Source organism: Denitratimonas organivorans (genome assembly GCF_037478135.1).
In the GTDB taxonomy this organism is placed as follows: Bacteria; Pseudomonadota; Gammaproteobacteria; order Xanthomonadales; family Xanthomonadaceae; genus Denitratimonas.
This window is the reverse complement of sequence record NZ_JBBHDV010000004.1, coordinates 245,353-270,549: the sequence shown is the minus strand read 5'-3', so window position 1 is coordinate 270,549 and position 25,197 is coordinate 245,353. Positions and strand designations below refer to the sequence as shown.

Below are 25,197 nucleotides of genomic sequence, written 5' to 3'. Positions count from 1 at the left end.
AGGTTAATCAGCGGACTGGCGAGGGTCAAGCGGAAGGCGACGGCGTGACGCTGTCGCGGCTTTTGCGCTGGTGCTTGACCTCATACATCGCGGCATCGGCGCGCGCCAGCAGGGCGTCGAGATCCTCGTCGCCGGGTGCGGAAACCACCACGCCGATGCTGGCTCCGCCGTAGTCCAGCGTGAGGCCGTTGCCCAGATCGAAACGGCCACAGGTGGCGGCTTCCAGCCGCGACGCCAGCGTACCGCGCGCAAGTTCCGGGTCGTCGCCGGCCACGCTGACCAGCGCGATGAATTCGTCGCCACCCAGCCGTGCGCAGTAGTCGCCGCCGCGCAGACTGTTGCGCAAGGCCTCGGCGATGCAGATCAGCAGGCGGTCGCCGGCGTCGTGGCCGTGTTCATCGTTGACCTTCTTGAAGTGGTCCAGATCGACGAAGGCCACCAGCAGATGGCTGCCGTCGCGGGCGCTGCGCGCCATCCGGCGGCGCAGCTCGTCCATCAGCGCCATGCGGTTGGGCAGGCCGGTCAGCACGTCGGTCAGGGCCTTGGTTTCGAGGACGGCCTGGGCCTGGCGCAGTTCTTCCAGCAGGCGTTCGCGCTCGACCTGGCGCCCGATCAGGCGTGAGAACAGCAGCATCACCTGAATCGTGCCCGGGCCCATCGGCCGGTGTTCGCGGCTGGCTGCGCACAGGGTGCCGTAAAGCTGTTCGCCGCCGTCGTGGATCGGCGTGGTGGCGAAAGTGCGGATACCGAGTTCACGTGCTGCGCGGGAATCGGCCCACAGGCCGGGCACGTCGTCGCAATAGTTCAGTCCGCTTTCCAGGGCGCGCTTGCACAGGGTGTCGTTCCAGCCGACCGAAAGCCCTTCGCTGATGTCCAGGGCCTGGGCGTTGCGCGCGTAGAGCACGGTCTGGCGGCCGCTGGCGGCATCGATCCGGGTCACGTAGGTCGACTCTAGCCCGGTCACCGCCTCCAGCAGTTCCAGCAGGGGCCGCACCAGGTCTTCGATTTCATTGGCCGGCGACAGCGAGTCGCTCATCCGGGCCAGCAGGCTCAGCGGGGAGTCGGTGGTATCCATTGCGTCATCTTCGTTAAGATTTCGTGTCGACTCCAGAGCCTGCGCGGCCGATTGCGTGGCGCTTGCATGTTCTGTTCAGTTTGGTCCCGCGCCGCCGCCCGCGTCGGGAGTTCCGCGCAGGCGCAGGCGCAGGCCTGTATTGCAATCCGGTGCCGCCGTCCGGCGCCCTGTCTGGAGATGCTCCATGTCTGAAATCACGCACTTTCCGATCGGTACGCCGGGCGTGCCCTGGGGGCCGCAGGAAGTGGAGGCCTGGCGCGCCACGCAGAAGCGCCAGCGCTGCTATGCCGACGAGGTCGTGAGCCGCATCGATGCCTTGCGCGAACGTTTCGAGGTGATCCAGTACGGTGAAGTCGCCGATCCGGAGCAGCCGTATCCGCTGTATGCGCTGCGCAGCCGGGAACACGATCCGGCCCTGCCGATGGCGCTGGTGACCGGCGGCGTGCACGGCTATGAAACCTCCGGCGTGCACGGTGCCTTGCAGTTCCTGGAGCGCCATGCCGCCGATTACGCCAGCCGCATCCAGCTGCTGGTCGCGCCCTGCGTCAGTCCTTGGGCCTACGAGCGCATCCATCGCTGGAACCGCGATGCGCGCGATCCGAACCGCTCCTTCACCCCGGATACCAGCGTGCCCGAGTCGGCCGCGCTGATGCAGCTGGTGGCACCGTTCAAAGGGCGTTTCCTGCTGCATGTGGACCTGCACGAAACCACCGATTCGGACGAAAGCCAGTTCCGCCCGGCGCTGGCCGCACGCGATGGCAAGCCGTTCACGCCGGGCACGATTCCCGATGGTTTCTACCTGGTCGATGACAGCGTCAATCCGCAGCCAGCCTTCCAGCAGGCGATCATCGAAGCGGTGGCGAAGGTCACCCACATCGCCCCGGCTGATCCGGACGGCACCATCATCGGTTCGCCGGTGGTGGCGCCGGGTGTCATCGAATATCCGCTGGTGTCGCTGGGCCTGTGCGCCGGCATCACCGGCGCGCGCTACACCACCACTACCGAGGTCTACCCGGATAGCCCGCGCGCCACGCCGCAGCAGTGCAACGATGCGCAGGCGGCGGCGGTGTGCGCAGCGCTGGATTTCGCGCTCGCCGCCACATCCGGGCGTTGATCTGCTGACGGCCTTGCGGGGCAGCGCTTTCCGGTTCTCTTGTTGCGCTGCGTCATGCTAGCCTGCCGGTCCCTTGTCGCGGAGTGGTCGAAGATGGCGCGCGCGTTCAATTTCAGCGCTGGCCCGGCAACCTTGCCGGAGCCGGTGCTGCACCAGGCGCAGCAGGAGCTGCTGGAGTGGGGTGGTGAACGCGCATCGGTGATGGAGTTGTCGCACCGCGGCAAGGCGTTCGAAGCGATGGCGGCGCAGGCCGAAGTGGATCTGCGAGAGCTTTTGCAGGTGCCGGACAACTATCGCGTGCTGTTCCTGCAAGGCGGTGCGACCCAGCATTTCGCGCAGGTTCCGATGAATCTGGCTACGCCCGGGCAATCGGCCGATTACGTGGTCACCGGCGCCTGGAGTAGCAAGGCGGTCGGCGAAGCGCAGCATTTCGTGCAGACACATATCGCCGCCAGCAGTGAAGCCGATGGTTTCCGCTCGATTCCGCCGCGCGCGCAATGGCAGCTGCGCGAGGATGCGGCCTATGTGCACATCGCCTCGAATGAAACCATCCACGGCGTGGAGTTCCACGAAACCCCGGATACCGGCGCGGTGCCGCTGGTCGCCGACATGTCCTCGAACATTCTTTCGCGACCCCTGGATGTCTCGCGTTATGGGCTGATCTACGCCGGCGCGCAGAAGAACATCGGCCCGGCCGGACTGGTGATCATGATCGTGCGCCAGGACCTGCTGGAACGCACTGCGGGACGCGTGCCGCGCATCTTCGATTACGCCGCGCACGCCGCCGAAAACTCGATGCTGAACACGCCGCCGACGTTCGCCTGGTATCTGGCCGGGCTGGTGTTCCAGTGGCTGAAGGCGCAGGGCGGGCTGGCGGCCATCGCGCAGGCCAACGACCGCAAGGCGGCCACGCTGTATGCCGCGATCGACGCCTCCGGCGGGTTCTACCGCAACGAGGTCGATCCCGCCGCACGTTCACGCATGAACGTACCGTTCGTGCTGCACGATGCGCGGCTGGACGCCCTGTTCCTGCAGGAATCCAATGCCGCCGGCCTGCTCGCGCTCAAGGGGCACCGCGTGCTGGGCGGCATGCGCGCCTCGATCTACAACGCGATGCCGCAGGAAGGCGTCGATGCGCTGGTCGCGTTCATGCGTGACTTCGCGCAACGCCACGGTTGAGCACGGTTTCGCACCATCCACGATCCACGGGATTTGAACTCACATGGCAGCAGGCAAGCACAAGGGCGCAAGCGCGGCGGAAAAATCCGCCAAGACCGCCAAACCCGCGCGTGACAAGACAACGGCAGCGCCGGAACTGGCGCAGGTGCGCGAGCGTATCGACGCCATCGACCGCAACATCCAGGCGCTGATCGCCGAACGCGCCGGCTTCGCGCTGCAGGTCGGCAAGGCCAAGGGCAAGCTTGCTGCCGCGGTGGACTATTACCGCCCCGAGCGCGAGGCGCAGGTGCTGCGCATGGTGGTGGACCGCAACGAAGGCCCCCTGACCGACGAAGTGCTGGTGCACGTCTTCCGCGAAATCATGTCGGCCTGCCTGGCCCAGCAGGAGCCGCTGAAGATCGGCTTCCTCGGCCCGGAAGGCACGTTCAGCCAGCAGGCCGTGCTCAAGCATTTCGGCCGCTCCGCGCATGGCCTGCCGCTGGCCAGCATCGAGGAAGTGTTCCAGGAAGTGGAAAGCGGCAGCGCCGATTTCGGCGTGGTGCCGGTGGAAAACTCGGGGCAGGGCACGATCCAGGTCACGCTCGACATGTTCCTGACCTCGGGCCTGAAGATCTGCGGCGAAGTGGAACTGCGCGTGCACCAGTACCTGCTCTCGCGCAGCGGCCGGATCGAGGATATCGAGCGCATCTACGCGCATCCGCAATCATTCGCGCAGACCGCCGGCTGGCTGCGCGCGAATCTGCCGAAGGTGGAGAAGGTGCCGGTCTCCAGCAATGCCGAAGGCGCACGCCGCGCACGCAATGCCGATGACGCGGCCGCCATCGGCGGCGAGAGTGCAGGGCATGTGTACGGGCTGAAGAAGGTCATCACACAGCCGATCCACGACGACAAGGACAACACCACGCGCTTCCTCGTCATCGGCCGCCAGATCTTCCCGCCTTCCGGCCACGACCGTACTTCGGTGCTGGTCTTCATCCACGATAAACCCGGCGCGCTGTTCGACGTGCTCAGCCCGTTCGCGCGACACGGCATCAGCATGAACCGGATCGAATCGCGGCCCTCGCATCAGGCCAAGTGGGAATACGCCTTCTTCATCGATCTTGCCGGCCATGTCGAGGATGCAGGCATGAAGCAGGCACTGGCCGAATTGGAAGCGCACGCGGCGCAGGTCAAGGTGCTGGGTTCCTATCCGGTGGCGGTACCCTAATAAATGCTCCCTCTCCCCCATGATGGGGGAGAGGGTTGGGGTGAGGGGGCGAGCGCCTTGGGCGCGAGTGCTTTTGCAGTTCCCGACGAAAAGCCCCCTCACCCTGGCCCTCTTCCCCGCACACGGGGGAGAGGGGATCAAAGACTTTCGGGAGACAGGACGTGAGCGAATCGATTGACTGGCTGGCCCAACGCGGCCAAGCGCTGCGCGGCAGCATCCGTGTGCCCGGCGACAAGTCGATTTCGCACCGCGCGATGATGCTCGGCGCGCTGGCCGACGGTGTGTGCCATGTCTCGGGCTTTCTCGAAGGCGAAGACACCCTCGCCACCGCTGCGGCGTTCCGCGCGATGGGCGTGCGGATCGACGAGGACGGCCCCGGACGCAAGCGCGTGCATGGTGTCGGCATTGATGGACTGAAGCCGCCTTCGGCGCCAATCAATTGCGGCAACGCCGGCACCGGCATGCGCCTGCTGGCCGGACTGTTGGCCGGGCAGCGTTTCGACAGCGTGCTGATCGGCGATGAATCCCTGTCCAAACGCCCGATGCGCCGCGTCACCGAGCCGCTTGCGCGCATGGGCGCACGCATCGACACAGCGGACAATGGCCAGCCGCCGCTGTACATCCACGGCGGACAAGCGCTTTCGGGCGTCGAATACGACCTGCCGGTGGCCAGTGCACAGGTCAAATCCGCGCTGCTGCTCGCAGGCCTCTACGCGAATGGTGAAACCGTGGTGCGCGAACCGCATCCCACCCGCGACTACACCGAACGGATGCTGGCCGCGCTCGGCTGGCCGATCGAGTCTTCCCCCGGTCAGGCGCGTTTGAGTGGCGGGCATCGCCTGTGCGCGGCGGACATCGTGGTGCCGAGCGATTTTTCCTCGGCCGCGTTCTTCCTCGTCGCCGCCAGCATCGTGCCCGGCTCGGAGCTGTTGCTGGAAGGCGTCGGCATGAATCCACGCCGCACCGGCCTGCTGCAAGCCTTGCGCTTGATGGGCGCGGATATCGTCGAACGCAATGCGCGCGAGGAGGGCGGTGAGCCGGTCGCCGACCTGTATGTGCGGCATGCGCCACTGCATGGCGTTGAAATCCCGGAAGGCATCGTGCCGGACATGATCGACGAATTCCCGGTGCTGTTCATCGCGGCGGCGGTGGCCTCGGGCACCACCGTGGTGCGCGGTGCGGCCGAGCTGCGGGTCAAGGAATCGGACCGCATCGCGGTGATGGCCACCGGCCTGCGTGCGATGGGCGCGCGTGTGGATGAAACCCCGGATGGGGCGGTCATCCACGGTGGCACGGCGCTGGGCGGTGCGCAGGTGCAGGCACACCACGATCACCGCATCGCGATGAGTTTCGTGGTCGCAGCGCAATTGGCGTCGGCACCGGTGCGGATCGAAGGCTGCGAAACCGTCGCGACTTCGTTTCCCGGTTTTCTTGAGCTTGCCACCGGCTGCGGCATGGCGATCGGCGCGGCCTGAAGCGCGCCGATCCGCGTCCATGCTGCGCTGTCAGCGGTAGACGATCACCGGAATCTTGGTGTGCGTCAGCACCTTCTGGGTTTCGCTGCCCAGCACCAGAGCGGCCAGGCCACGACGCCCGTGCGAAGCCATGAAAATCAGATCGCAGCCATGGTTTTCAGCCGCGTCGATGATGCCTTCCCACGCTGAATCGGCGGAACCGGTCAACGCCTTGCAGGCCACGCCGGCGGCCTGCGCCCGCGCCGCAACCGCATCGGCATTGTCGCGCGCCTGGCGCTCGGCCTGTTCCTGGTACAGGGTCTGGTCGATATAGGCCTGCTCGGCGAATGGCAGCGTGTAGATCTCCACGCCGCTCCACGCTACCAGCTTTGCATCCAGTGATTTTGCCAGCGCGATGGCGGCATCAGCCGCCTGCAGCGACAGTTCCGAGCCGTCGGTGGGAACCAGGATGGTCTTGTACATGGCGATCTCTCCTTCAGGACCGGCACCACGATGACAGGCGGCGGCCGGCGATGGTTTGAGGGAGGTCAATCCTTGCACATGATGGAGATCAGCGTGGCTGGAACATGATGATGCCCATGCCCGTCAGCGCCACCAGCACCCCGGCGATATCCCAAGGCGTGGGCCGCACGCCGTCAATCGCCCACAGCCACAGCACCGCGATGCCGATATAGACCCCGCCGTAGGCCGCATACACCCGCCCGGCCGCCGTGCCATGCAGCGTCAGCAACCATGCGAACAGCGCCAGACTCAACGCCGCCGGCAACAGCAACCACGCTGAACGGCCCTGCTTGAGCCACAGCCAGGGTAGGTAACAACCGATGATTTCCGCCAGTGCAGTGGCGATGAACAACAGTAGTGTCTTCATCCTGCAGGCCGCCTGTGATGGATGCGTGGCGCGGGCGCTCTGGCGTGGTCGTTGCGGCCTCTTTTCGGCCCGCGTTTGTCACACTTCCTGCCACAAACGGGGTTTCCGCCTTGATTGTGTTCCCGTGACAGTTCGATTTTTTCGGATGTAAGTGATTGAAAATATTGGCGGAAGAGGTGGGATTCGAACCCACGGTAGTGTCGCCACTACGCCGGTTTTCAAGACCGGTGCCTTAAACCGCTCGGCCACTCTTCCGTTGTTTCCGTTGTATCGCACTTGGCCGAACCGGCGTGCCGGTTTGACTCGGGGCATCCAGCCCCTCGCCCCTTCGGGGCCATCGGCCGTTGGCCGATGTTCCGCTTCGGCGTCCTGCCTTCGCGGTCAAGACCGGTGCCTTGAACCACTCGGCTACTTTCCCGACGCGGCAGCGATGGGAACATCGCGGTTCGCCATCGGCGGCCGGCCATTGTCTCCCGATCGGATCACTGTTGTCAGCCCCCAAGCGCGGCGGCGGGGAGGAATCTGCGACAATGCCCGGCTTTCCGTCAGCCAGATCAGCCGTGTCCAGAAGCCGTCGCCAGAAAGCTCCACTCGAATGTGTCCTCGACATCACCGACCTCAGCCACGATGGCCGGGGCGTAGCCCGGCACGAAGGCAAGGCGGTATTTGTCACGGGTGCGTTGCCGGGTGAGCAGGTGCGTGCCGAGGTGCGGGTGTCGCGCAAGCAGTTCGATGAGGGCCGCACGCTGGAAGTGCTGAAACCCTCGCCGGACCGGGTCGAACCGCTTTGCGCGCACTTCGGCGTCTGTGGCGGTTGCGCATTGCAACACCTGTCGCCGTCAGCGCAGATCGCGGCCAAGCAGCACACGCTGGCGGAGAATTTCGAGCGCATCGGCCAGGTGCGGCCGGAGCGCTGGCTGGAACCGCTCGCCGATCACCCCTGGGCCTACCGCCGCAAGGCGCGTCTGGGCGTCAAGTTCGTGCCGAAGAAGGGCAAGGTGCTGGTCGGTTTCCGCGAGGCGGCCGATCCGCGTTTCATCGCCGATGTGTCGCGTTGCGAAGTGCTGGTCGAACAGGTCGGCGCGCGCATCGGCGTGATCGCCGAGATGGTGGATACGCTGGATGCACGCGCGCAGATCCCGCAGATCGAAGTGGCCGCCGGCGATGACCGCACCGTGCTGGTGTTCCGCAATCTGCAGCCGCTGTCGGAGGCGGACCGCGGCAAACTGCTGGAATTCGGCCAGCGCGAAGGTTTCGCGATCTTCCTGCAGCCGGGCGGCAACGACACCGTGACGCCGCTGGATGGCGGTAATCCGGAACTGCATTTCGCGCTGCCGGCCTATGGTGTGGACTACGCCTTTCGCCCGCTGGATTTCATCCAGGTCAACGGCGCCATGAACCAGCGCATGCTCGATCACGCGCTGGCGCTGCTCGACCCGCAAGCGCATGAGCGCGTGCTCGATCTGTTCTGCGGACTGGGCAATTTCACTCTGCCGCTGGCGCGCCGTGCCGCGCACGTGGTGGGCGTGGAAGGCGAGGCCGGGCTGGTGCAGCGTGCACGCGAGAACGCGCAGCGCAACGGCATCGGCAATGTCGAATTCCGCGCCGCCGATCTGACCACCGATCTGCGCAACGAACCCTGGGTGCGCGAAGGCTTCGACGCGCTGTTGCTGGACCCGCCGCGCACCGGCGCCGACGCCACGATCCCGCAATTGCCGCTGGAGCGGATCGGCCGCATCGTCTACGTCTCCTGCCATCCCGGCTCGTTGGCGCGCGATGCCGGCATTCTGGTACGCGAATACGGCTACCGGCTGGTAGCGGCTGGCGTGATGGACATGTTCCCGCATACCGCGCATGTGGAATCCATCGCCTTGTTCGAGAAGCGTTGATGGCTATCGAAATCGAACGCAAATTCCTGCTCGCCAGCGATGCCTGGCGGGCACAGGTGTCGCGCAGTACACACATGGCGCAGGGGTATCTCAACGATGCCGATGCGGTCACTGCGGGTCGCCAGCAGACTTCGGTGCGGGTGCGCATCGGCGGTGAGGTGGCGCATCTGAACATCAAATCGCGCGAGGTCGGGATGCAGCGGCAGGAGTTCGAATACGCGATCCCGCTGGCCGATGCGCAGGCGCTGCTGGCGTTGTGCGTGGGCGGGCGGATCGAGAAGCGCCGGCATCACGTGCAGTATGGCGGGCACCTGTGGGAGATCGACGAATTCGAGGGTGACAATGCCGGGCTGGTGGTGGCCGAGATCGAGCTGGCATCGCCGGACGAGGCGTTCGAGCGGCCGGAATGGCTCGGCATCGAGGTCACCGAACAGTCGCGCTATTACAACCTGGTGCTGGCCGAGCGGCCGTTTTCGCAGTGGACGCCGCAGGAGCGTGCCCCCTTACCCCAACCCTCTCTCCCGTTATGACGGGGGAGAGCGAGCCAAGTTTCAAGGAAAATCATCCATGCTCGTGATTGGCATTTCCGGCACCTGCTTGCAACCACAAGAGCGCGATTGGCTCGCGCATCCGGGTGTGGGCGGGGTCATTCTTTTCACCCGCAATTTCGCCTCGCGCGAACAGGTGTCCGAGTTGTGTGCGCAACTGCGCGAAGCGGCGCCGCATGAGCTGATCCTGTGCGTGGATCAGGAAGGTGGGCCGGTGCAGCGGTTCCGCGAAGGCTTCAGCTCTTTGCCGGAACTGTCGCGTTTCGGCGCGCTGTTCGATACCGATGCCGGCGCCGCGATGGAGGCGGCACGCACCCACGCCTGGCTGATGGCTTCGGAAATCCGCGCCATCGGGCTGGATCTGAGTTTCGCGCCGGTGGTGGATCTGAAGCGCGGCAACCGTGCAATTGGCGAGCGCGCCTTCCATCTGGCGGCGGGCATCGTCGCCGATCTGGGCGCGGCCTATGTGCAGGGCATGCATGCGGCTGGCATGGCGGCCACGCTCAAGCATTTTCCCGGCCACGGATCGGTGCTGGAGGACACACATTTCGATGAGGCCGTCGATCCGCGTCTGCTGGACGTGCTGGAAGCCGAAGACCTGTTGCCGTTCCGCACCGGATTTTCCGCCGGGGCCGAGGCGGTGATGATGGCGCACGTCAGCTATCCGGGCGTGGCACCGGAACCGGCCGGCTACTCGCGTTTCTGGATCAACTATCTGCGCGATACGCTGAAGTTTTCCGGCGTGGTGTTCAGTGATGACATCGGCATGGCGGCGGCTGAATCGGCCGGCGGCGTGGCGGCACGATTGCATGCGCACTACGATGCCGGCTGCGACAGCGTGCTGGTCTGCGCGCCGGCGTTGGTGCCCGATGCATTGGCTGCGATGCGCGAACAGGACATCCGCGCCGATGTGCTGGCCGCGATGGCCGGCCGCCCGGCATCGGACTGGTCCACGCTGGTGGCTGATGCGCGCTGGAGTGAAGCCAAAGCCACACTGGCGGCACTGGCATAGCGTTCGAGACAGTGCCGGATGCCGACCATTTCCCATTCCCCATTCCCCATTCCCGCCCAATGACCGATACCCCCAGACTTTCCGATGCCCTGAAAACCGCCGAACTGCTGTTCGACCGCGCCACACTGGATGCGCAGATCCACGCGATGGCGGCGCGCATCGACGCCGATTACGCCGCTGACGCCGGCGACAAGCCGCTGTTCCTGACGGTGATGAACGGCGGCATGTTCTTCGCCGCGCAACTGGCGCTGGCGATGCGCACCGAACTGGAATTCGACTACCTGCACGCGACCCGCTACCGCGGCAAGACCCGCGGCGCCGGGCTGAACTGGCTGCGCCATCCGCAGGTGCCGATGCTCGGAAGGCGGGTGCTGCTGGTCGATGACATCCTGGACGAGGGCCAGACGCTGAAGGCGGTGCGTGAAGCCTGCCGGCGCGAGGGCGCTTCCGAAGTGCGGATCGCGGTACTCACGCGCAAGCTGCACGACCGCTGCGTGGACGGCATCGAAGCCGACTACATCGGCGTCGAGGTGCCGGATCGCTATGTGTTCGGCTACGGCATGGATTATTACGAACAGGGCCGCAACGTGCCGGCGATCTACGCGCTGTGAGTACGCCTGCGATCCAGCTGGCGGTGATCGGCGGCAGCGGGCTGTACGCGCTGCCGCTGTTCGAGCAGGAACAGGCGCTCGAACCGGACACACCGTACGGCGCGCCTTCCGGCCCGATCCGCATCGGGCAGTTGTATGGGCAGCGCGTGGCTTTCCTCGCGCGTCACGGCGAGGCGCATGCGCTGCCGCCGCACCGGGTCAACTACCGCGCCAACCTCCATGCGCTGGCGCAGTTGCAGCCGGCTGCGGTGCTGGCGATCAATACCGTCGGCGGCATCACCCCGGCCTGTGCGCCGCGTGCGCTGGTGGTGCCGGACCAGATCATTGATTACACCTGGGGGCGGGCATCCAGCTTCTGGGATGAGGCCGGGCCGATGCGCCATGCCGAATTCGGCGAACCGTATTCGGCACGCCTGCGCAACCGGTTGCTGGATGCAGGCCAGCGTGCCGGCGTGGCGCTGGTGGATGGCGGCTGTTATGGCGCCACCCAGGGTCCGCGTTTCGAAACCCGGGCGGAAATTGCGCGGATGCGCCAGGACGGCTGCGATCTGGTCGGCATGACGGGTATGCCCGAGGCGGCGTTGGCGCGCGAACTGGAACTGGATTACACCTGCTTGGCGCCGGTCGCGAACTGGGCGGCCGGCTGTGGCGACGGCGAGGAGATCAGTCTGGACGAGGTCTTCGCCAACCTGGCCGCGACCAATGCGCTGCTGCCGCGCCTGCTGGAGGCGCTGCTGGCCTGAAGCCGATGAAGGCGTCGGGTCGCCAGTGTCACGTCACGTCAGTCGCTGCACCGCGTCCGATGAGTGCTTTTCACCTGCTACAGGAGCATTGTCATGTTTGAACGCTTTTCCCGCAGCTGGAATCTGATCAAGGCCAGCGCCGCCGTGCTGGCCAAGGACAAGGAACTGCTGGTGTTCCCGCTGCTGTCGTCGATCGCGACCCTGATCGTGGCGGCGGCCTTCGTGCTGCCGGCGCTGGGGCTGGGTGCGCTCGATGGCCTGGGTGAGGACGGAGCCGGGCTCAGCATCGGCGTCTATGTGCTGGCGTTCCTGTTCTATCTGGTGCAGTACTTCGTGATCTTCTTCTTCAACTCGGCGCTGGTCGGTGCCGCGATGATCCGGCTGGAGGGCGGTGATCCGACCCTGCGCGACGGGCTGCGCATCGCGACTTCGCGTGCGCCGCAGATCCTGGGCTATGCCGCCATCGCCGCGACCGTGGGCATGATCCTGCGCGCGGTGCAGGAGCGCGCCGGCTGGATCGGGCGGCTGGTGGCGGGCTTCCTCGGCGTGGCCTGGACCGTGGCCAGCTTTCTCGTGGTGCCGGTGCTGGTGTCGCGCAACATCGGGCCGATCGATGCGGTCAAGGAAAGCGCGCTGCTGCTGAAGAAGACCTGGGGTGAGAACCTGATCGGGCAGGGCGGCGTCGGGCTGGTGTTCGGCCTGGGCATGTTCGCGCTGATCATCGTGGGCGTGGCCGCGATCGTCGGCGCCGCGATGACCGGCAGCATGGTGTTCACCGGCGTCGTGGTGGCACTGCTGATCGCGCTGCTGGTGCTGGCCGGACTGGTACAGGCCGCACTGACCGGGATCTACTCGGCCGCACTGTACCGCTACGCCAGCGGCGAGGGCGACACCGAGGGCTTTGACGCCGGCCTGCTGGAACATGCCTTCGCGGTGAAGAAGAAATAAGGGCGGCCAAGCAAGGCCAGTCCTGGAACAGGCCCCATTCCGGCGCTGCCGGGATGGGGCTTTTTATTGGCCGGCGCCGGAGGCGGTACATGTAATCCGGGCGTATATCTAGCCCGGGTAAGCGAAGCGCACCCGGGTGCGGCTTTCCCGATGATTTTCAGTCCCGGGTGCGGCCTTCGGCCTTGCCCAGGCTACAGGAGCATGGTTTCAGGCGCTGAACTGGAGGCGTGCCAGTTCGGCGTAGAGGCCGCCCTGGGCGATCAGTTCCTCGTGCGTGCCTTCGGCCACGATGCGGCCGGCATCCAGCACGATGATACGGTCGGCGCGGCGCACGGTCGCCAGGCGATGCGCGATGACCAGCGTGGTGCGGCCGTGCATCAGGCGTTCCAGCGCCTGCTGGATGTCGCGCTCGCTTTGCGCATCCAGCGCGCTGGTGGCCTCGTCCAGCAGCAGTACCGGCGCATCCTTGAGCACCGCGCGCGCGATCGCCACGCGCTGCTGCTGGCCGCCGGACAGGCGCACACCGCGCTCGCCCAGATGGGTGTCGTAGCCTTCGGGCAGGTTCGAGAGGAAGCCGTGCGCCTCGGCTGTGCGGGCGGCTTCGATGATCGCCGCGTCATCGGCATCGAGCCGGCCATAGCGCAGGTTGTCGCGTGCATCGGTGCCGAACAACACCGGATTCTGCGGCACCAGTGCGATCTGGCGGCGCAGTTCGCGCGGATCCAGCCGGCGCAGGTCGTGGCCATCAAGGCTGACGCTGCCCTGTTGCGGATCGTGGAAGCGCAGCAGCAGTTGCAGCACGGTGCTTTTGCCGGCGCCGGAGGGGCCGACCAGCGCGACGGTTTCGCCCGGCCGCAGGTGCAGGTTGAAGTGTTTCAGCGCCGGCTGGTTCTCGCGCCCGGCGTAGTGGAAGGTGACGTCTTCCAGCCGCAGTTCGCCGCGCACCCGCTCCGGCAATGGCTCGGGGTTTTGTGGCGCCTCGATGGTGGTGCGTTCGGCCAGCAGTTCCTCGATCCGGCCCATCCCGCCGCCGGCGCGTTGCAGTTCGGCCCAGACTTCGGTCAGGGCGCCGATGGAACCTGCGCCGATCACCGCATACAGCACGAACTGGCCGAGCGTGCCGGCGCTGAGGGTGCCGCCGATGACATCGCGCGCGCCGATCCACAGCACGCCGGTGATGGCGCCGAACACCAGCAGGATCACCACCGCCGTCAGCGCTGCCTGGGTGCCGATGCGGCGCCGTGCGCTGGCGATCGAGGCGCGCACCGCATCGCCGAAACGCTGCGCTTCGTGCTCTTCACGCACATAGCTTTGCACGGTGTGGATCGCGCCCAGGGTTTCGCTGGCGCTGGCGTTGGCGTCGGCGATACGGTCCTGGTTGTCGCGTGCCAGGCGTTGCACGCGGCGCCCGTACAGCACGATCGGCAGGATCACCACCGGAATCCCGATGGCCGCCATGCCGGCCAGGCGCGGGCTGGTGATCAGCAGGGCGATGCCGCTGCCGAGCATGGTCACGGTGCTGCGCAAGGCCACCGACAGGGTCGAGGACACCACGCTGCGCAGCAGTTCGGTATCGGCTGCCAGGCGGCTGATCAGTTCGCCGGCGCGGGTGCGGGCGAAGAAATCCATGTCCAGCCGCAGCAGGTGCTGGAAGACGCGCTCGCGCAGGTCGGCCACGACCTTTTCACCCAGCAGGCTGACGCAGAAAAACCGCCCGGCGGTGGCCACTGCCAGCACCAGCGCGACCGCGATCAGGCCGACGAACCAGCGGTCGATGCCGGAAGGATCCTGATCGGAAAACCCCCGGTCGATCATCAGACGCACCGCCACCGGCAAGGCCAAGGTGGCGCTGGAGGACAACACCAGGAAACCGAGCCAGCCCACGACCAGGGCGCGGTAGGGGCGCAGGAACGGGAGCAGGGCGCGGAGCGCGGCCAGCGGACGCGGGCGGGGAGTGGGGGATTCGGTATTCAAGCGGAAACGGGTACGGGCAGGGCGGCGGGGAAAGGTCGGGCAGCGGCGGTAACGAGGTTCACGGCGCGGGGTTTTCGTTGATGTCGTCCAGGCGCGCCAGCTCGACCTGGCCGCGCGTGGCATCGCGCAGTGTAACGGCCAGTGCCTCGAAGCGGTGCGCGGGAAGCCGGATCGTGATGCCGATGCCGTCCACGTCGTAATCCTCGGCCTGTTTGAGCGCTTCGTGGGCCTCCAGTGCGCTGTGCACGGTGGCGGCATGTGCGAAGCCGCAGTGCAGGCGGGCATCGATCTGCGGAATCAGCTCGCGCCGTTCGGCCTGGCGCAGGCATTCGGCCGCGCAGCCGCCATAGGCGCGCACCAGACCGCCGGCGCCGAGCTTGATGCCGCCGAACCAGCGCGTCACCACCACCATCACCTGGTCATAGCCCTGGCCATCGATCGCGGCCAGGATCGGTTTGCCGGCGGTGCTGGCCGGTTCGCCGTCATCGGAAAAGCGGTAGGCATCGCCGATCCGGTAGGCCCAGCAGTTGTGCGTGGCGCCCGGGTCGGCAACGTCGGCGAGGAAGGCCAGGGCCGCTTCGGGTGTGGTGACCGGTGCGGCCTGGGCGAGGAAACGGCTTTTCCTGATGTCCTGTTCCAGCCGGGCCGGGGCGGCGAGCGTGCTGGGATTCATTGCCCGCCCAGTGCCGCCAGATCGGCGGGCAGCACGATGTCCGGGTGGCGCTCGCGGAAGGCCGCAAGGCTGGTGCGGGCATCGCTCTGGTCGCCGTGCTGCAGGCGCTCGCGGATGCGTTGCAGCCAGAGATCGGGCGGCAGGTGCGCATCCTGTTGCCAGGGTGGCAACGCGATTTCCCGTACCGCTTGGGCACCGGCGCTGGTGGTGATGGCATCGCCGGGAATCGCGCGTGCGGTGGCGGGCCGGGTTTCGACGGGAGCAGGAGTCGTTGGCGGTGGCGGTGCAGGTGCGGGTGCTGGTGGTGCAGGCGGTGCAGGCGGTGCAGGCGGCGGCGCGCTGCGTTGAACAGGTGCGGCCGGAGCTGGTTCGCTTTCGGTCTTGCGAGCGGCTTCCTCGGTGGAAGCGGCGGCGCGGCGTGATTGGTGTTTCAGGTCGACACTGACCGTATCGGACATGACGGCAGGTTCGGCCAGCGGCGCCTGCGGGAGCGGCACAGGCACATCACTGCCCAGATGGATGTCGAACAGCCCGATCTGCCACGCGACACCGGCTGCCAGTACCGCTGCGGCGGCGGTTCCCAGCCCGGTGCCGAGCCACCAGCGATGGCGCCGAGGCCGGCGTGATGTGCTGCCTGCGGTGTTGCCGGCGGCATGGACACGTGCAGCATGGGCGAGGATGCGGGCATCCAGTTCGGGGGAGGGTTCGACTGCGGGCAGGCCGGCGAGCGCGTCGGCCAAGGCGCGTTCTTCGGCATCCAGCGGGGTGTGGCGTTGCCGGTTCATGGCGTCAGCCTCGCACGCAGCTTTTCCATCGCATAGCGCAGCCGGGATTTGACCGTTTCGCGCCCGGCGCCGGTGATTTCACCGATTTCTTCCAGACTCAGTTCCTGTTCCAGCCGCAATTGCAGGGCGATGCGTTGTTCTTCCGGCAGTTCGGCGATGGCCTGTTGCAGGCGGCGCTGCTGTTCGAAACTGCCGAGCTGCGCGTCCGGCCGGTTGTTGTCGGCATCAGGCAATTGCAGCGGGGAATCCGGATCGTCCAGCGACACCTGCGGGCGCGCGCGGCGGTACTGGTCGATCAGCAGCCGCTGCGCGATCTGGTATAGCCAGGTGGAAAAACGCGCGTCCGGGCGATAGCGCGAACGCGCCGCGACCACGCGGCTCCAGACATCCTGAAAGCATTCATCGGCCGTGGCCCGGGGCGAAATGCCGCGCGCGATGAAACGGTACAGCGGGCCGCGATGGCGCGCATACAGCGTCTGGAAAGCATCCATGTCGCCTGCGGCATAGGCCAGCATCAGATCCTCGTCGCTGGGTGGTTCGCTCATGCGTGGTATCCGCGTGAGGCCGGGAAATCGGGGTGCCGTGCTGTTGATGTGCGGCATCCGCACCGGGTTTCAACGCACAGCCGGCGCCGATGGGGTTGATCCGCTATCGCGATCCGGGCGGGATTCAGGGCCATTGCAGATGTCCGTCGATGACGCTGTTGCAGCGGCCGCCGACCCAGATCGCGGCATCGGCATCGATCCGCACCGAAAGATGCGCATCATGGCCCATTTCGCGGCCCTGACTGACTTCGTAGCCGCGTGCCAGTGCGCTGTCCTTGCCGTCGCGCTGCGCGATGAAGGCCGCGATCAGGCCATTGGCGGCGCCCGAGGCCGGGTCTTCGGCAATGCCGGCGCCGGCCGGGAAGGCACGCACCGCCAGGCCAACATTTTCGCGTGCGAACAGGCACAGGCCCATGCTGTCGCTGGCGGCGGCCAATTGCGCGATAGCGGCGTGTTCGGGCCGCCATTGGCGCAGGGTCGCGGCATCGGCCAGTTCGGCCAGCCACCAGCGTCGGCCGCCATCGACCAGGGCCGCGCCCAGTGGCGCCAGCGCGTGGCCTTCGAGCAAGGGGGTGATGGAGGTGGCGGCAGTGGCACCGGTTTCCAGCAGGCTTGCCGCCGGCGCCTGTACGAACAGGCGGCGCTGCGTGCCTTGATCTTCCACCCGGATCGGCAGCGTACCGGCACCGCATTGCTGCCACAGCAGGCCGTCCTGCGGCGCGCACAGGCCGGATTCCAGCGCCGCATGGGCACTGCCGACGCTGGGATGGCCGGCAAACGGGATCTCGCGGGTCGGAGTGAAGATGCGTACCCGGTAGCTGGCCTGCGGATCGTCCGGCGGCAGCAGGAAGGTGGTTTCGACCAGGTTGGTCCAGGCCGCGATGGCCTGCATTGTGGCCGCATCCAGCGCGCTGCCGTCGATCACCACGCCGAGCGGATTACCGCCGCCGAAACGGGCGGGAAAGACATCAAGCTGGAGAAAGCGGAGTCGGTGCATGGCAGGTTCGCAAACGCATGAAGGGGTGCCGGCCGCAGGCGCCGGGGCCAGCCATGAAGGGTATCCGGGCGGCGGGCGATTCCCAAGCATCGGCGCGGAGTACGGCAGGTAGCGGACAGGGGGCTTATAGTGCGCGGCCCATTCCCGCCGAGGCCGCTCCATGCCGCTTGCGCCCGTCACCCTGAGCTTGATCGCGATCACCTGTGTGGTTTCCTGGCTGGCCTGGAACAAACCCGGCTGGCTCGAGCGGCTGATCCTGTGGCCACCGGCGATTGCGCGCGGCAAGCAGTACTGGCGCTTTCTGAGCTATGGCTTCATCCATGCCGATGCACAGCATCTGTTGTTCAACATGATCACGCTGTACTTCTTCGGCGGCGCGATGGAGAACTATCTGACCCAGCTCGGGCTGCCGTGGCCGTGGGGTTTTGTCGGGTTCTATCTGTCGGCGCTGCTGGTGTCGATCCTGCCCAGCTATCTGCGCCACCGCGATGATCCGGGCTACCGCAGCCTTGGCGCATCCGGCGCGGTGTCGGCGGTGTTGTTCGCTTACATCCTGATCCAGCCGTGGTCGCTGATCTTCGTGTTCTTCCTGCCGGTGCCGGCGATCGTGTACGCGGTGGTGTACGTGGGCTACAGCATCTGGATGGAGCGGCGCGGGCGCGACAACATCAATCACAGCGCGCACCTGTGGGGCGCCGGCTACGGGGTGTTGTTCACGGTGCTGTTGCAGCCGCGCGTGCTGGAGCATTTTCTTGGGAAGCTGATGAATCCGGGGTTCTTTGGCTGAGGGTGCTGCGAGGGTGCCAGGGAGCACCCTATGTTCCTGTAGGTCAGATCAAGCCGCGAAGCGGCGGATCCGACGCCGAAGCCGGATCCGCGCTGTATTGGAGCAAGGAAGCGGGTGCCGCGCCGTCCACGGCAGGGCAGGTCAATCCCGCGTGGTGCGCTTACTCGAAGCCGTCGGAGAACAGCAGGTCGCCGCCGCCGATATCGATGATGGTGCGTTCTACTGCGCCAATGTCACAGCCGGCACCTTGCGGACGCAGTACGCCGCGCTGGTCGTGCTCAGGACAGGCTGCGTCGTCGCCGGCGTCGATGGCTGAGCCGTTCTCGCCGGGCATCGCGGTCGGGGTGGCGCCGCCATTCCAGGTGACCGGGCCGAGTTTCGGATTGACGTCGCTGACATTCATGCCGCAGGCCGCGCCGGGCGGGCAGCCGCCGGCGATGATGCTGGCGTTGATGATCGGCGTGGCGTTCTGGTTGCAGACTTCAATATGGCTGCTGCCCGGGCAGCCGTTTTCTTCCGGATCGGAAATCGTGCCTCCCCACATGATGACGTTGGTCAACACCGGCTCGCTGGTGCCGCCGTTGTTGGCGTGGCTGAGCATCGAGCTGCCGACCCAGCGGTTGCGGTTGTTGAGGAAGGTCACGTTGGTCAGCACCGGGCTGCTGCGGCCGTTGGTGTTGCCGTTGTTGATCATCGCGGTGATCCAGTTGCCTTCAAACGTGACGTTGGTCAAGGTCGGGCTGGCATTGCCGCCATTGGAGCCGTTGTTTTCCAGGGCACCGGCGCCGGCCCAGGCGCTGTTGTTGCGGAAGGTGATATTGGTCAGGGTCGGGTTGGCCAGGCCGCCGTTGCTGCCGACGAGCATCATGCCGCCGCCGGCATCGCCGGAGTTGGCGCTGAACAACAGGTTGCGCAGGGTTGGGCTGCACATGCGTTCGATGCTGGCAGCCCGGCACAGCAGGCCGGCGCCAACGGCATCGCCGCCCGCTCCGGTAATCACGAACCCATCCAGCACCGTGGTGCTGGTGATTTCGGCGCTCGATCCGGTGGCGTCGATCAGCACGACGCGCTCGCTGTTCGCGCCTACACGGTCCGTGGTATTCACCAGCACGCCGTCGGCATCGGTGTTGTCGTTGCGGTCGATGTCGCCGGAAAGCACGGTGCGGTTCACTGCCGGATTGCGCTGGTCCAGGCGGGTTTCGGTGCCGTTGAAACCGCCATAGACGCGCTGGTAGGCGCGGATGTTGAAGCTGATTGTGCGGTCGCTGCCGTCGGTGGGCGTGTAGACGCCCTTGGCCACGCGGATCTCGCCGCAGGAGGAGTTGTTCAGTGCCGTCTGGAGGCTTTTGTAAGCGTTGTTCCAGCTTGTGCCGTTGTTGCTGCCGCTGGCGTCATGCTTGACGTAACAGGGCGCCACTTCCACTTCCACCGCACCCAGGTCGCATCCGTTGCCCTGCGCGCGCGGCACGCCGCGCTGGTCCACAGTCGGGCAGGTATCGTAGTAGAAGTAGGATGCGGCGTTGATCGCCGGGCTGCCGGTACCGGGCAGCATCGACCAGGTCCAGCCGCCGTTGTCGGCGAGTGGCCCGAGCAGCGGATTGGCGTCGATTTCACCCGTACACGAAGCACCGGCCGGGCAACCACCACCGACGATGCTGAAGCGGATCAGCGGTTGGGCGCCGTGGTTGTAGATCTGTGGACCATCACCGTTGGCGGTATTGCCCCACAGGATGGAGTTGAATACGAGCTGGCCGGTGGCTTCCGTGTTGCTGATGCTTCCGCTGTTGGCGATCGCGCCGCCGCGCCCGGCACTGTTGCCGCTGAAGGTGGAAAAACTGATTCCCAACCACGCATTTCCATTGGAGCTGGCGTAGTTGTAGATCGCGCCGCCATGGGTATCAGCGGTGTTGCCGTAGAAGGTGACGTTATCGAAAGATGCGCGACCGGAGCCATTGTTGGAGGCATCGTTGTAGATTGCGCCACCGTAGCTGGCGTTGTTGCCGCTGAACTGGCTCTGGCGGACGACCGGGCTGGCATTGCCGCTTTCAGCATTGATGAGCATCGCGCCGCCATAACTGCCGGCACGGTTGCCGATGAAGCGGACCTCGTGCAGTTCCGGATGGGCATTGCCGGCATCACCGCCATCGGTATACATGCCGCCGCCATAGCTGGTGGCACGGTTGTTGCGGAACTCCACCCGCTGCAGGCGCGGGCTGCTGACACCGCCGGTGTTGCCACGGTGATAGATCGCGCCGCCGTAGCCGGCGACATTGCCGGCGAACAGCATATTGCGCAGGGTCGGGCTGCACTCGTGGCCGGAACTGACCGCACGGCAATACAGGCCGCCACCCAGGTTGAACTGTTCGCTTGAAGCGCCATTGGCGCGGCCGGAAGTGATGACCAGACCGTCCAGCACCGTGCTCCGCGTGATCGCACCCTCGCCGGTGGTGCCATCCATCGTCACCACGTGATGGCTGTTGCTGCCACGGTTGCCGTTGACCGCATCATTGACGATGCCATCGGCATCCACGCTGTCGTCGTTGTCCAGGTCACCGGACAGCACGCTGCGATGCTGTTCCGGATCGCGCTCGTCGCGCAGGATCTCGGTGCCGGCGAAACCGCCATAGATGCGCGCACCGGGGCGCACCACGAAGCTGATCTTGCGTTCGGCGCTGCTCGGATAGGTGCCGGCCGGGACCACTGGCTTGTAGACGCCTTTGCGGACCCAGATTTCGTCGCAGCTTGTGTCGGCCAGCGCCGTTTGCAGTGACATCGCGGTGGCCCAGGAACTGCCGTTGCCGCTGCCATCAGGCGTGACGTGACAGACGGTGGCCTGCGCCGTACCGGCCAGGCCCAGCAGCAACAGGGGGGAAAGACAGAGCAGACGTGCTCGGTTCATGCGTATCTCCAGAGGCGGAAGCGGATGTCGGTCCGGTTTCTTCCCGACGTGACTTCCCCTTACGCAAGGCGATACGGCAACCCTCAAACGGGATGCGGCAACCGGTCCCGGCGTTCAGCCGGGGTTTGGCCTGGTGGCATGGGAGGGTGTGCCTGCGCGGCGCTGCGGCTGGCGTGGGTTGCGAAAAGTGCAGGGTGCAACCGGGGCATTCGCCGGGCACCCGGAAAGTGCTGCAGCATCAGGGCCGCGGGCTGGAACTCACTGCAACGAAGGCTTGCGCCGAAGATCAAGGCGCACGCGCACGATGCCCGGATCGTCGGGCAGCATTTCGCGGCGGAAGCCGAGCGAACGGGCCAGGTCCAGCATCGCAGTGTTTTCGTCCAGCACGTCGCCGTAGATTTCGTCCAGGCGCTTGAGCCGGGCCCAGCGGATCAGCTGCTTCATCAGCATCCGGCCCAGGCCCTTGCCGGTCAGGAAATGGCTGACCAGGATCGCGTACTCGGCGCGGCGCGTGCCTTCGTCGATCGACAGCCGGGCCACGGCACCGACCAGCGCCTCGCCGGGCGGCAGCGGCTCGGCCGCGACCAGGGCGAATTCGTGGCTTGGGTCCAGTTCGGTCAGACGGCGGGTCATGTCCGGCGTCAGTTCCTTGACCGGATGCAGGAAGCGCATCCGGATTTCTTCCGGCGACAGCAGCGAGAAGGTCTGGCGGATCGGTTCGGCATCGGCCGGATCCAGCGGGCGCAGCCACAGGATGCGGCCATCATCCAGTTGCAACTGCTGCGACCAGCGTTCCGGCAACTGGCGGCTGGTAATGCGGGCAGGGCGTCGACGGGAGGATTCGGTGCGGGACACGGCGAGGTTCACGGGCTTGCCCTTGCGGTTGAGGATGCCAGCCCCCCGAGACGGCACGGTGCGCTGTGCGAGGACGGCCGGCGTCAGGCGGGGCAGCGGCATTCTGGCCGAGAACAGGAGTTGCTGCAATGCAGCATCGGGTTCATGTCAGGCCGGGGTTCAGTCGATCATCACCGCAAATTTTAGCGTGAATTGTGAGCCGGATCATGTTTGCTGCAATGCGATAAAACAGCGTGGTGTGGTGCTGCCCGCTGCGAATATCGGGCGATGAGCGGCTCAGCTGGCCTCGCGTGCCAACCAGTGCAGCTGCCAGCGCGCACCGGCGTCGCCCATCGCGGCGGCCAGATCGGGCAGTACCGGCTCGATCGCCTGATCCAGCTGCCAGGGCGGATTGACCAGCAGCATGCCGCTGCCATTCATCCGCAGCGGCGAGTCGTCCGGGCGCACCAGCAGTTCGGCGGTCCAGATATTGCGCGCTGGCAAGTGTGCCACGCGACGGAAGAACGGCAGCAGGGTGCGGCGCTGCTTGATCGGATACCACAGCGCGAAGATGCCCTGCGGCCAGCGCCCGAGCCCGGTCCGGATGGCATCCAGCACGGTGTCGAATTCGGCCGCCTGGGCTTCATATGGTGGGTCGATCAGTACCAGCCCGCGGCGTTGCGATGGCGGCAGCAGCGCCTTGGTGGCCGCGTAACCGTCGCGCTGGTGCACGCCGACGCGCGGATCGCGGGCGAACAGCGCCTTCAGCGGAGCACACTGGTCGGCTTGCAGTTCGCAGCAGGCGATGCGGTCGTCTTCACGTGCGGCCTCGGCGGCAAGCAGGGGAGAGCCCGGATAGAAGCCGGCATCGGTATGCGGGCGTACCGCTTTCAGATATCGCGCCAGTGCCGGTTTCAGCGGCCGGTGTGCGGCTCCCCAGCGTTGCAGCCGGGTGATGCCTTCGGCCGATTCGCCGGTTTTGCCGGCTTCAACCGAATCCAGCGCATAACGACCCTGACCGGCATGAGTATCAAGCAGGAACCACGGCGCCGGCTTGACGGACAAGGCGTCGAGCGTGGCCAGCAGCAACAGGTGTTTCAGCACATCGGCGTGGTTGCCGGCGTGGTAGGCGTGTTTGTAGTTCATCCGGCGGTGCCGCCCGGAATGGCGGCGCGCGCGGTGTCGCGGATGAAACCCAGCAATGCCGCCAGGCCGTTGTTGCGCGTGGGCGACAGGTGTTTGGCCAGGCCGATGGCGGCGATGTAATCCGGTTCAGTGGCCAGGATTTCTTCGGCGCTGCGGTGCGAATAGACCCGCAGCGCCAGGAAGATCAGGCCCGAGACGATCGCCGAATCGCTGATCGCATGGAAGCGCAGTTGCGCGGCATCGCCTTGCGCCACGATCCAGACCATCGACTGGCAGCCGAGCAGGCGATGCTCTTCGGATTTCCATTCCTCGGGGAAGTCCGGCAGCTTGCGTCCCAGATCGATCAGGTACTGGTAGCGCTCGGTCCAGTCGGGGAAGAAGGCGAATTCTTCGGCGATGGCCTGCTGCGCTTGCGCGGTGCTGGATTCCTGCACGAAAGCCGGCGTGCTCATGCGCGCTTCCAGCGCACGCCCTGTGGCGTGTCTTCCAGTGCGATGCCCTCGGCGGCGAGCTGGTCGCGGATCGCATCGGCGCGGGCGAAGTCGCGGGATTTCTTGGCGGCGTTGCGTTCGTCAACCAGGGCCTGGATGCGGGCATCGTCGCCATCGGCGGTACCGCGTGCGAACCATGCCGATGGTGCCTGTTGCAGCAATCCCAGCGCACGGCCGGCACCGAGCAGGGCGCGCTTGGCTGCTGAGCGTTCTTCCGCCGTTTCCGCCTTGCGCGCCGCCGCCGCAATGCCGGCCAGCTGGGCCAGCGCGGCTGGGGTGTTCAGGTCGTCATCCAGCGCGGCTTCGATCACGGCCGGGATGTCGCCATCGCCGGCTTCAACCTGTACGTCCTCCAGATCGCGCAACGTGCCGTAGAGACGGTCCAGCGTGCGCACGCTCTGTTCGATCAGGCCATCGGACCAGTCCAACGGCTGGCGGTAATGCGCCGACAGCAGCGCATAGCGCAGCGCCTCGGCCGGGTGGCGTTCGAGCAGGTCGTTGACCCGGCTCACATTGCCGATCGACTTGGACATCTTGGCGCCGTCGAACATCAGCATGCCGTTGTGCAGCCAGTAGCGTGCGAACACCTTGCCGCCATGCGCGCAGGTGCTCTGCGCGATCTCGTTCTCGTGGTGCGGGAACTGCAAGTCGATGCCGCCGGCGTGGATGTCGATGGTTTCGCCCAGGTGCGCGGCGGCCATCGCCGAGCATTCGATATGCCAGCCCGGCCGGCCACGGCCCCATGGTGAATCCCAGCCGGGCAGCTCGTCGCTGGACGGTTTCCACAGCACGAAATCGCCCGGATCGCGCTTGTACGGGGCGACATCGATGCGGGCGCCGGCAAGCATTTCGTCGCGGTCGCGGCGCGAAAGCGCACCGTAGTCGGCGAAGCTGGCGACCGCGAACAGCACATGGCCATCGGCGGCGTAGGCGTGGCCGGATTCGATCAGGCGCTCGATCATCGCGATGATCTGCGGGATGTGCGTGGTCGCGTGCGGCTCGACGTCCGGTGCAGCCACGCCGAGCGCGTCCATGTGTTCGCGGAAGGCGCGGGTGTACTTGTCGGTGATCACGTTGATCGGCACGCCCAGCTCACGCGCGGCGGTGTTGATCTTGTCGTCCACGTCGGTGATGTTGCGGGCGTAGACCACCTGCGGCCAGCGCCGCCGCAGCAGCGCCGCGAGCACGCCGAACACCACCGGCGGACGCGCGTTGCCGATGTGCACATAGTTGTAGACGGTGGGGCCGCAGACATACATCGTCACCCGCTCCGGGTTCTGCGGCACGAAGGGTTCGGTCTGGCGGGTCAGGCTGTTGTAGAGTCGCAGGGTCATGGGGGTTTCACGGGGCGCCGACGGGGGAAGGCTAAAGGCCCGATTCAGTCGCCGGATGCTTGA

At 66.4% G+C, this 25,197-nt stretch carries 24 protein-coding genes and 1 tRNA gene; 11 read left to right on the top strand and 14 right to left on the bottom strand.

What is annotated here, in order from left to right; all coding sequences use genetic code 11:
* Positions 1-25: 25 nt before the first annotated feature.
* Positions 26-1,075 (bottom strand): GGDEF domain-containing protein, encoded by a 1,050-nt coding sequence (locus WDB66_RS06580; RefSeq protein WP_339397733.1) that lies wholly within the window; start codon positions 1,073-1,075, stop codon positions 26-28.
* 184 nt (positions 1,076-1,259) lie between these two features.
* Between WDB66_RS06580 and WDB66_RS06575 the strand changes: the two genes are divergently transcribed.
* The 4 genes from WDB66_RS06575 to aroA all read left to right on the top strand — a co-directional run bounded on the left by WDB66_RS06575 (position 1,260) and on the right by aroA (position 6,050).
* Complete coding sequence (locus WDB66_RS06575) at positions 1,260-2,189, top strand: M14 family metallopeptidase (RefSeq protein WP_339397732.1); 930 nt, start codon at positions 1,260-1,262, stop codon at positions 2,187-2,189.
* A gap of 93 nt (positions 2,190-2,282) precedes the next feature.
* Positions 2,283-3,368, top strand: a complete 1,086-nt coding sequence (serC, locus tag WDB66_RS06570; protein ID WP_339397731.1) for a 3-phosphoserine/phosphohydroxythreonine transaminase — start codon at positions 2,283-2,285, stop codon at positions 3,366-3,368.
* A gap of 43 nt (positions 3,369-3,411) precedes the next feature.
* Positions 3,412-4,575 (top strand): prephenate dehydratase, encoded by a 1,164-nt coding sequence (gene pheA / locus WDB66_RS06565; protein ID WP_339397730.1) that lies wholly within the window; start codon positions 3,412-3,414, stop codon positions 4,573-4,575.
* Between the two features lie 161 nt (positions 4,576-4,736).
* Complete coding sequence (aroA, locus tag WDB66_RS06560; protein WP_339397729.1) at positions 4,737-6,050, top strand: 3-phosphoshikimate 1-carboxyvinyltransferase; 1,314 nt, start codon at positions 4,737-4,739, stop codon at positions 6,048-6,050.
* Positions 6,051-6,080: 30 nt separating this feature from the next.
* Here aroA and WDB66_RS06555 read toward each other — a convergent pair whose 3' ends face one another.
* From WDB66_RS06555 to WDB66_RS06545, 3 genes are all read right to left on the bottom strand, one after another.
* Positions 6,081-6,512: a universal stress protein gene (locus WDB66_RS06555; protein ID WP_339397728.1), complete on the bottom strand. Its 432-nt coding sequence runs from the start codon at positions 6,510-6,512 to the stop codon at positions 6,081-6,083.
* 88 nt (positions 6,513-6,600) lie between these two features.
* A complete protein-coding gene (locus WDB66_RS06550) occupies positions 6,601-6,918 on the bottom strand; it encodes a YnfA family protein (RefSeq protein WP_339397727.1) in 318 nt (105 codons plus the stop codon).
* 165 nt (positions 6,919-7,083) lie between these two features.
* Positions 7,084-7,173, bottom strand: a tRNA-Ser gene (locus tag WDB66_RS06545).
* Positions 7,174-7,448: 275 nt separating this feature from the next.
* Between WDB66_RS06545 and rlmD the strand changes: the two genes are divergently transcribed.
* From rlmD to WDB66_RS06515, 6 genes are all read left to right on the top strand, one after another.
* The gene (rlmD, locus tag WDB66_RS06540) at positions 7,449-8,807 is read left to right on the top strand and encodes a 23S rRNA (uracil(1939)-C(5))-methyltransferase RlmD (protein ID WP_339397726.1); all 1,359 of its coding nucleotides are present in this window, start codon (positions 7,449-7,451) and stop codon (positions 8,805-8,807) included.
* A complete protein-coding gene (locus WDB66_RS06535; protein ID WP_339397725.1) occupies positions 8,807-9,337 on the top strand; it encodes a CYTH domain-containing protein in 531 nt (176 codons plus the stop codon). The genes rlmD and WDB66_RS06535 overlap by 1 nt, the downstream gene beginning before the upstream one ends.
* A 37-nt stretch (positions 9,338-9,374) precedes the next feature.
* Positions 9,375-10,367, top strand: coding sequence for a beta-N-acetylhexosaminidase (gene nagZ, locus WDB66_RS06530; RefSeq protein ID WP_339397724.1), 993 nt, complete (start codon positions 9,375-9,377; stop codon positions 10,365-10,367).
* A gap of 59 nt (positions 10,368-10,426) precedes the next feature.
* Complete coding sequence (locus WDB66_RS06525; RefSeq protein WP_339397723.1) at positions 10,427-10,978, top strand: hypoxanthine-guanine phosphoribosyltransferase; 552 nt, start codon at positions 10,427-10,429, stop codon at positions 10,976-10,978.
* Complete coding sequence (locus tag WDB66_RS06520) at positions 10,975-11,721, top strand: S-methyl-5'-thioinosine phosphorylase (protein ID WP_339397722.1); 747 nt, start codon at positions 10,975-10,977, stop codon at positions 11,719-11,721. Before WDB66_RS06525 ends, WDB66_RS06520 begins: the two co-directional genes overlap by 4 nt.
* A 93-nt stretch (positions 11,722-11,814) precedes the next feature.
* Positions 11,815-12,669, top strand: a complete 855-nt coding sequence (locus WDB66_RS06515) for a DUF6159 family protein (RefSeq protein ID WP_339397721.1) — start codon at positions 11,815-11,817, stop codon at positions 12,667-12,669.
* 207 nt (positions 12,670-12,876) lie between these two features.
* Here WDB66_RS06515 and WDB66_RS06510 read toward each other — a convergent pair whose 3' ends face one another.
* From WDB66_RS06510 to WDB66_RS06490, 5 genes are all read right to left on the bottom strand, one after another.
* Positions 12,877-14,766, bottom strand: a complete 1,890-nt coding sequence (locus WDB66_RS06510) for an ABC transporter transmembrane domain-containing protein (RefSeq protein ID WP_489670826.1) — start codon at positions 14,764-14,766, stop codon at positions 12,877-12,879.
* Entirely contained in the window at positions 14,702-15,316 is a 615-nt protein-coding gene (locus WDB66_RS06505) for an IMPACT family protein (RefSeq protein WP_339397718.1), read from the bottom strand. Before WDB66_RS06505 ends, WDB66_RS06510 begins: the two co-directional genes overlap by 65 nt.
* Entirely contained in the window at positions 15,313-16,101 is a 789-nt protein-coding gene (locus tag WDB66_RS06500; protein ID WP_339397717.1) for a hypothetical protein, read from the bottom strand. Before WDB66_RS06500 ends, WDB66_RS06505 begins: the two co-directional genes overlap by 4 nt.
* Positions 16,098-16,646, bottom strand: coding sequence for an RNA polymerase sigma factor (locus WDB66_RS06495; protein WP_339397716.1), 549 nt, complete (start codon positions 16,644-16,646; stop codon positions 16,098-16,100). The genes WDB66_RS06500 and WDB66_RS06495 overlap by 4 nt, the downstream gene beginning before the upstream one ends.
* A 124-nt stretch (positions 16,647-16,770) precedes the next feature.
* Positions 16,771-17,643: a PhzF family phenazine biosynthesis protein gene (locus WDB66_RS06490; RefSeq protein ID WP_339397715.1), complete on the bottom strand. Its 873-nt coding sequence runs from the start codon at positions 17,641-17,643 to the stop codon at positions 16,771-16,773.
* A gap of 160 nt (positions 17,644-17,803) precedes the next feature.
* On the opposite strand from WDB66_RS06490, the gene WDB66_RS06485 reads away from it, so the two are divergent.
* Positions 17,804-18,430, top strand: coding sequence for a rhomboid family intramembrane serine protease (locus tag WDB66_RS06485; RefSeq protein ID WP_339397714.1), 627 nt, complete (start codon positions 17,804-17,806; stop codon positions 18,428-18,430).
* A gap of 160 nt (positions 18,431-18,590) precedes the next feature.
* Here WDB66_RS06485 and WDB66_RS06480 read toward each other — a convergent pair whose 3' ends face one another.
* The 5 genes from WDB66_RS06480 to cysS all read right to left on the bottom strand — a co-directional run bounded on the left by WDB66_RS06480 (position 18,591) and on the right by cysS (position 25,134).
* Complete coding sequence (locus WDB66_RS06480; protein WP_339397713.1) at positions 18,591-21,329, bottom strand: choice-of-anchor Q domain-containing protein; 2,739 nt, start codon at positions 21,327-21,329, stop codon at positions 18,591-18,593.
* A gap of 258 nt (positions 21,330-21,587) precedes the next feature.
* Positions 21,588-22,145 (bottom strand): GNAT family N-acetyltransferase, encoded by a 558-nt coding sequence (locus tag WDB66_RS06475; protein WP_339397759.1) that lies wholly within the window; start codon positions 22,143-22,145, stop codon positions 21,588-21,590.
* 315 nt (positions 22,146-22,460) lie between these two features.
* Complete coding sequence (locus WDB66_RS06470) at positions 22,461-23,309, bottom strand: 23S rRNA (adenine(2030)-N(6))-methyltransferase RlmJ (protein ID WP_339397712.1); 849 nt, start codon at positions 23,307-23,309, stop codon at positions 22,461-22,463.
* Positions 23,306-23,761 carry a SufE family protein gene (locus WDB66_RS06465; RefSeq protein ID WP_339397711.1) on the bottom strand — a complete coding sequence of 152 codons (456 nt, stop codon included), beginning with the start codon at positions 23,759-23,761 and terminating at the stop codon, positions 23,306-23,308. Before WDB66_RS06465 ends, WDB66_RS06470 begins: the two co-directional genes overlap by 4 nt.
* Positions 23,758-25,134 carry a cysteine--tRNA ligase gene (gene cysS / locus WDB66_RS06460; protein WP_339397710.1) on the bottom strand — a complete coding sequence of 459 codons (1,377 nt, stop codon included), beginning with the start codon at positions 25,132-25,134 and terminating at the stop codon, positions 23,758-23,760. Before cysS ends, WDB66_RS06465 begins: the two co-directional genes overlap by 4 nt.
* Between the last annotated feature and the right edge of the window lie 63 nt (positions 25,135-25,197).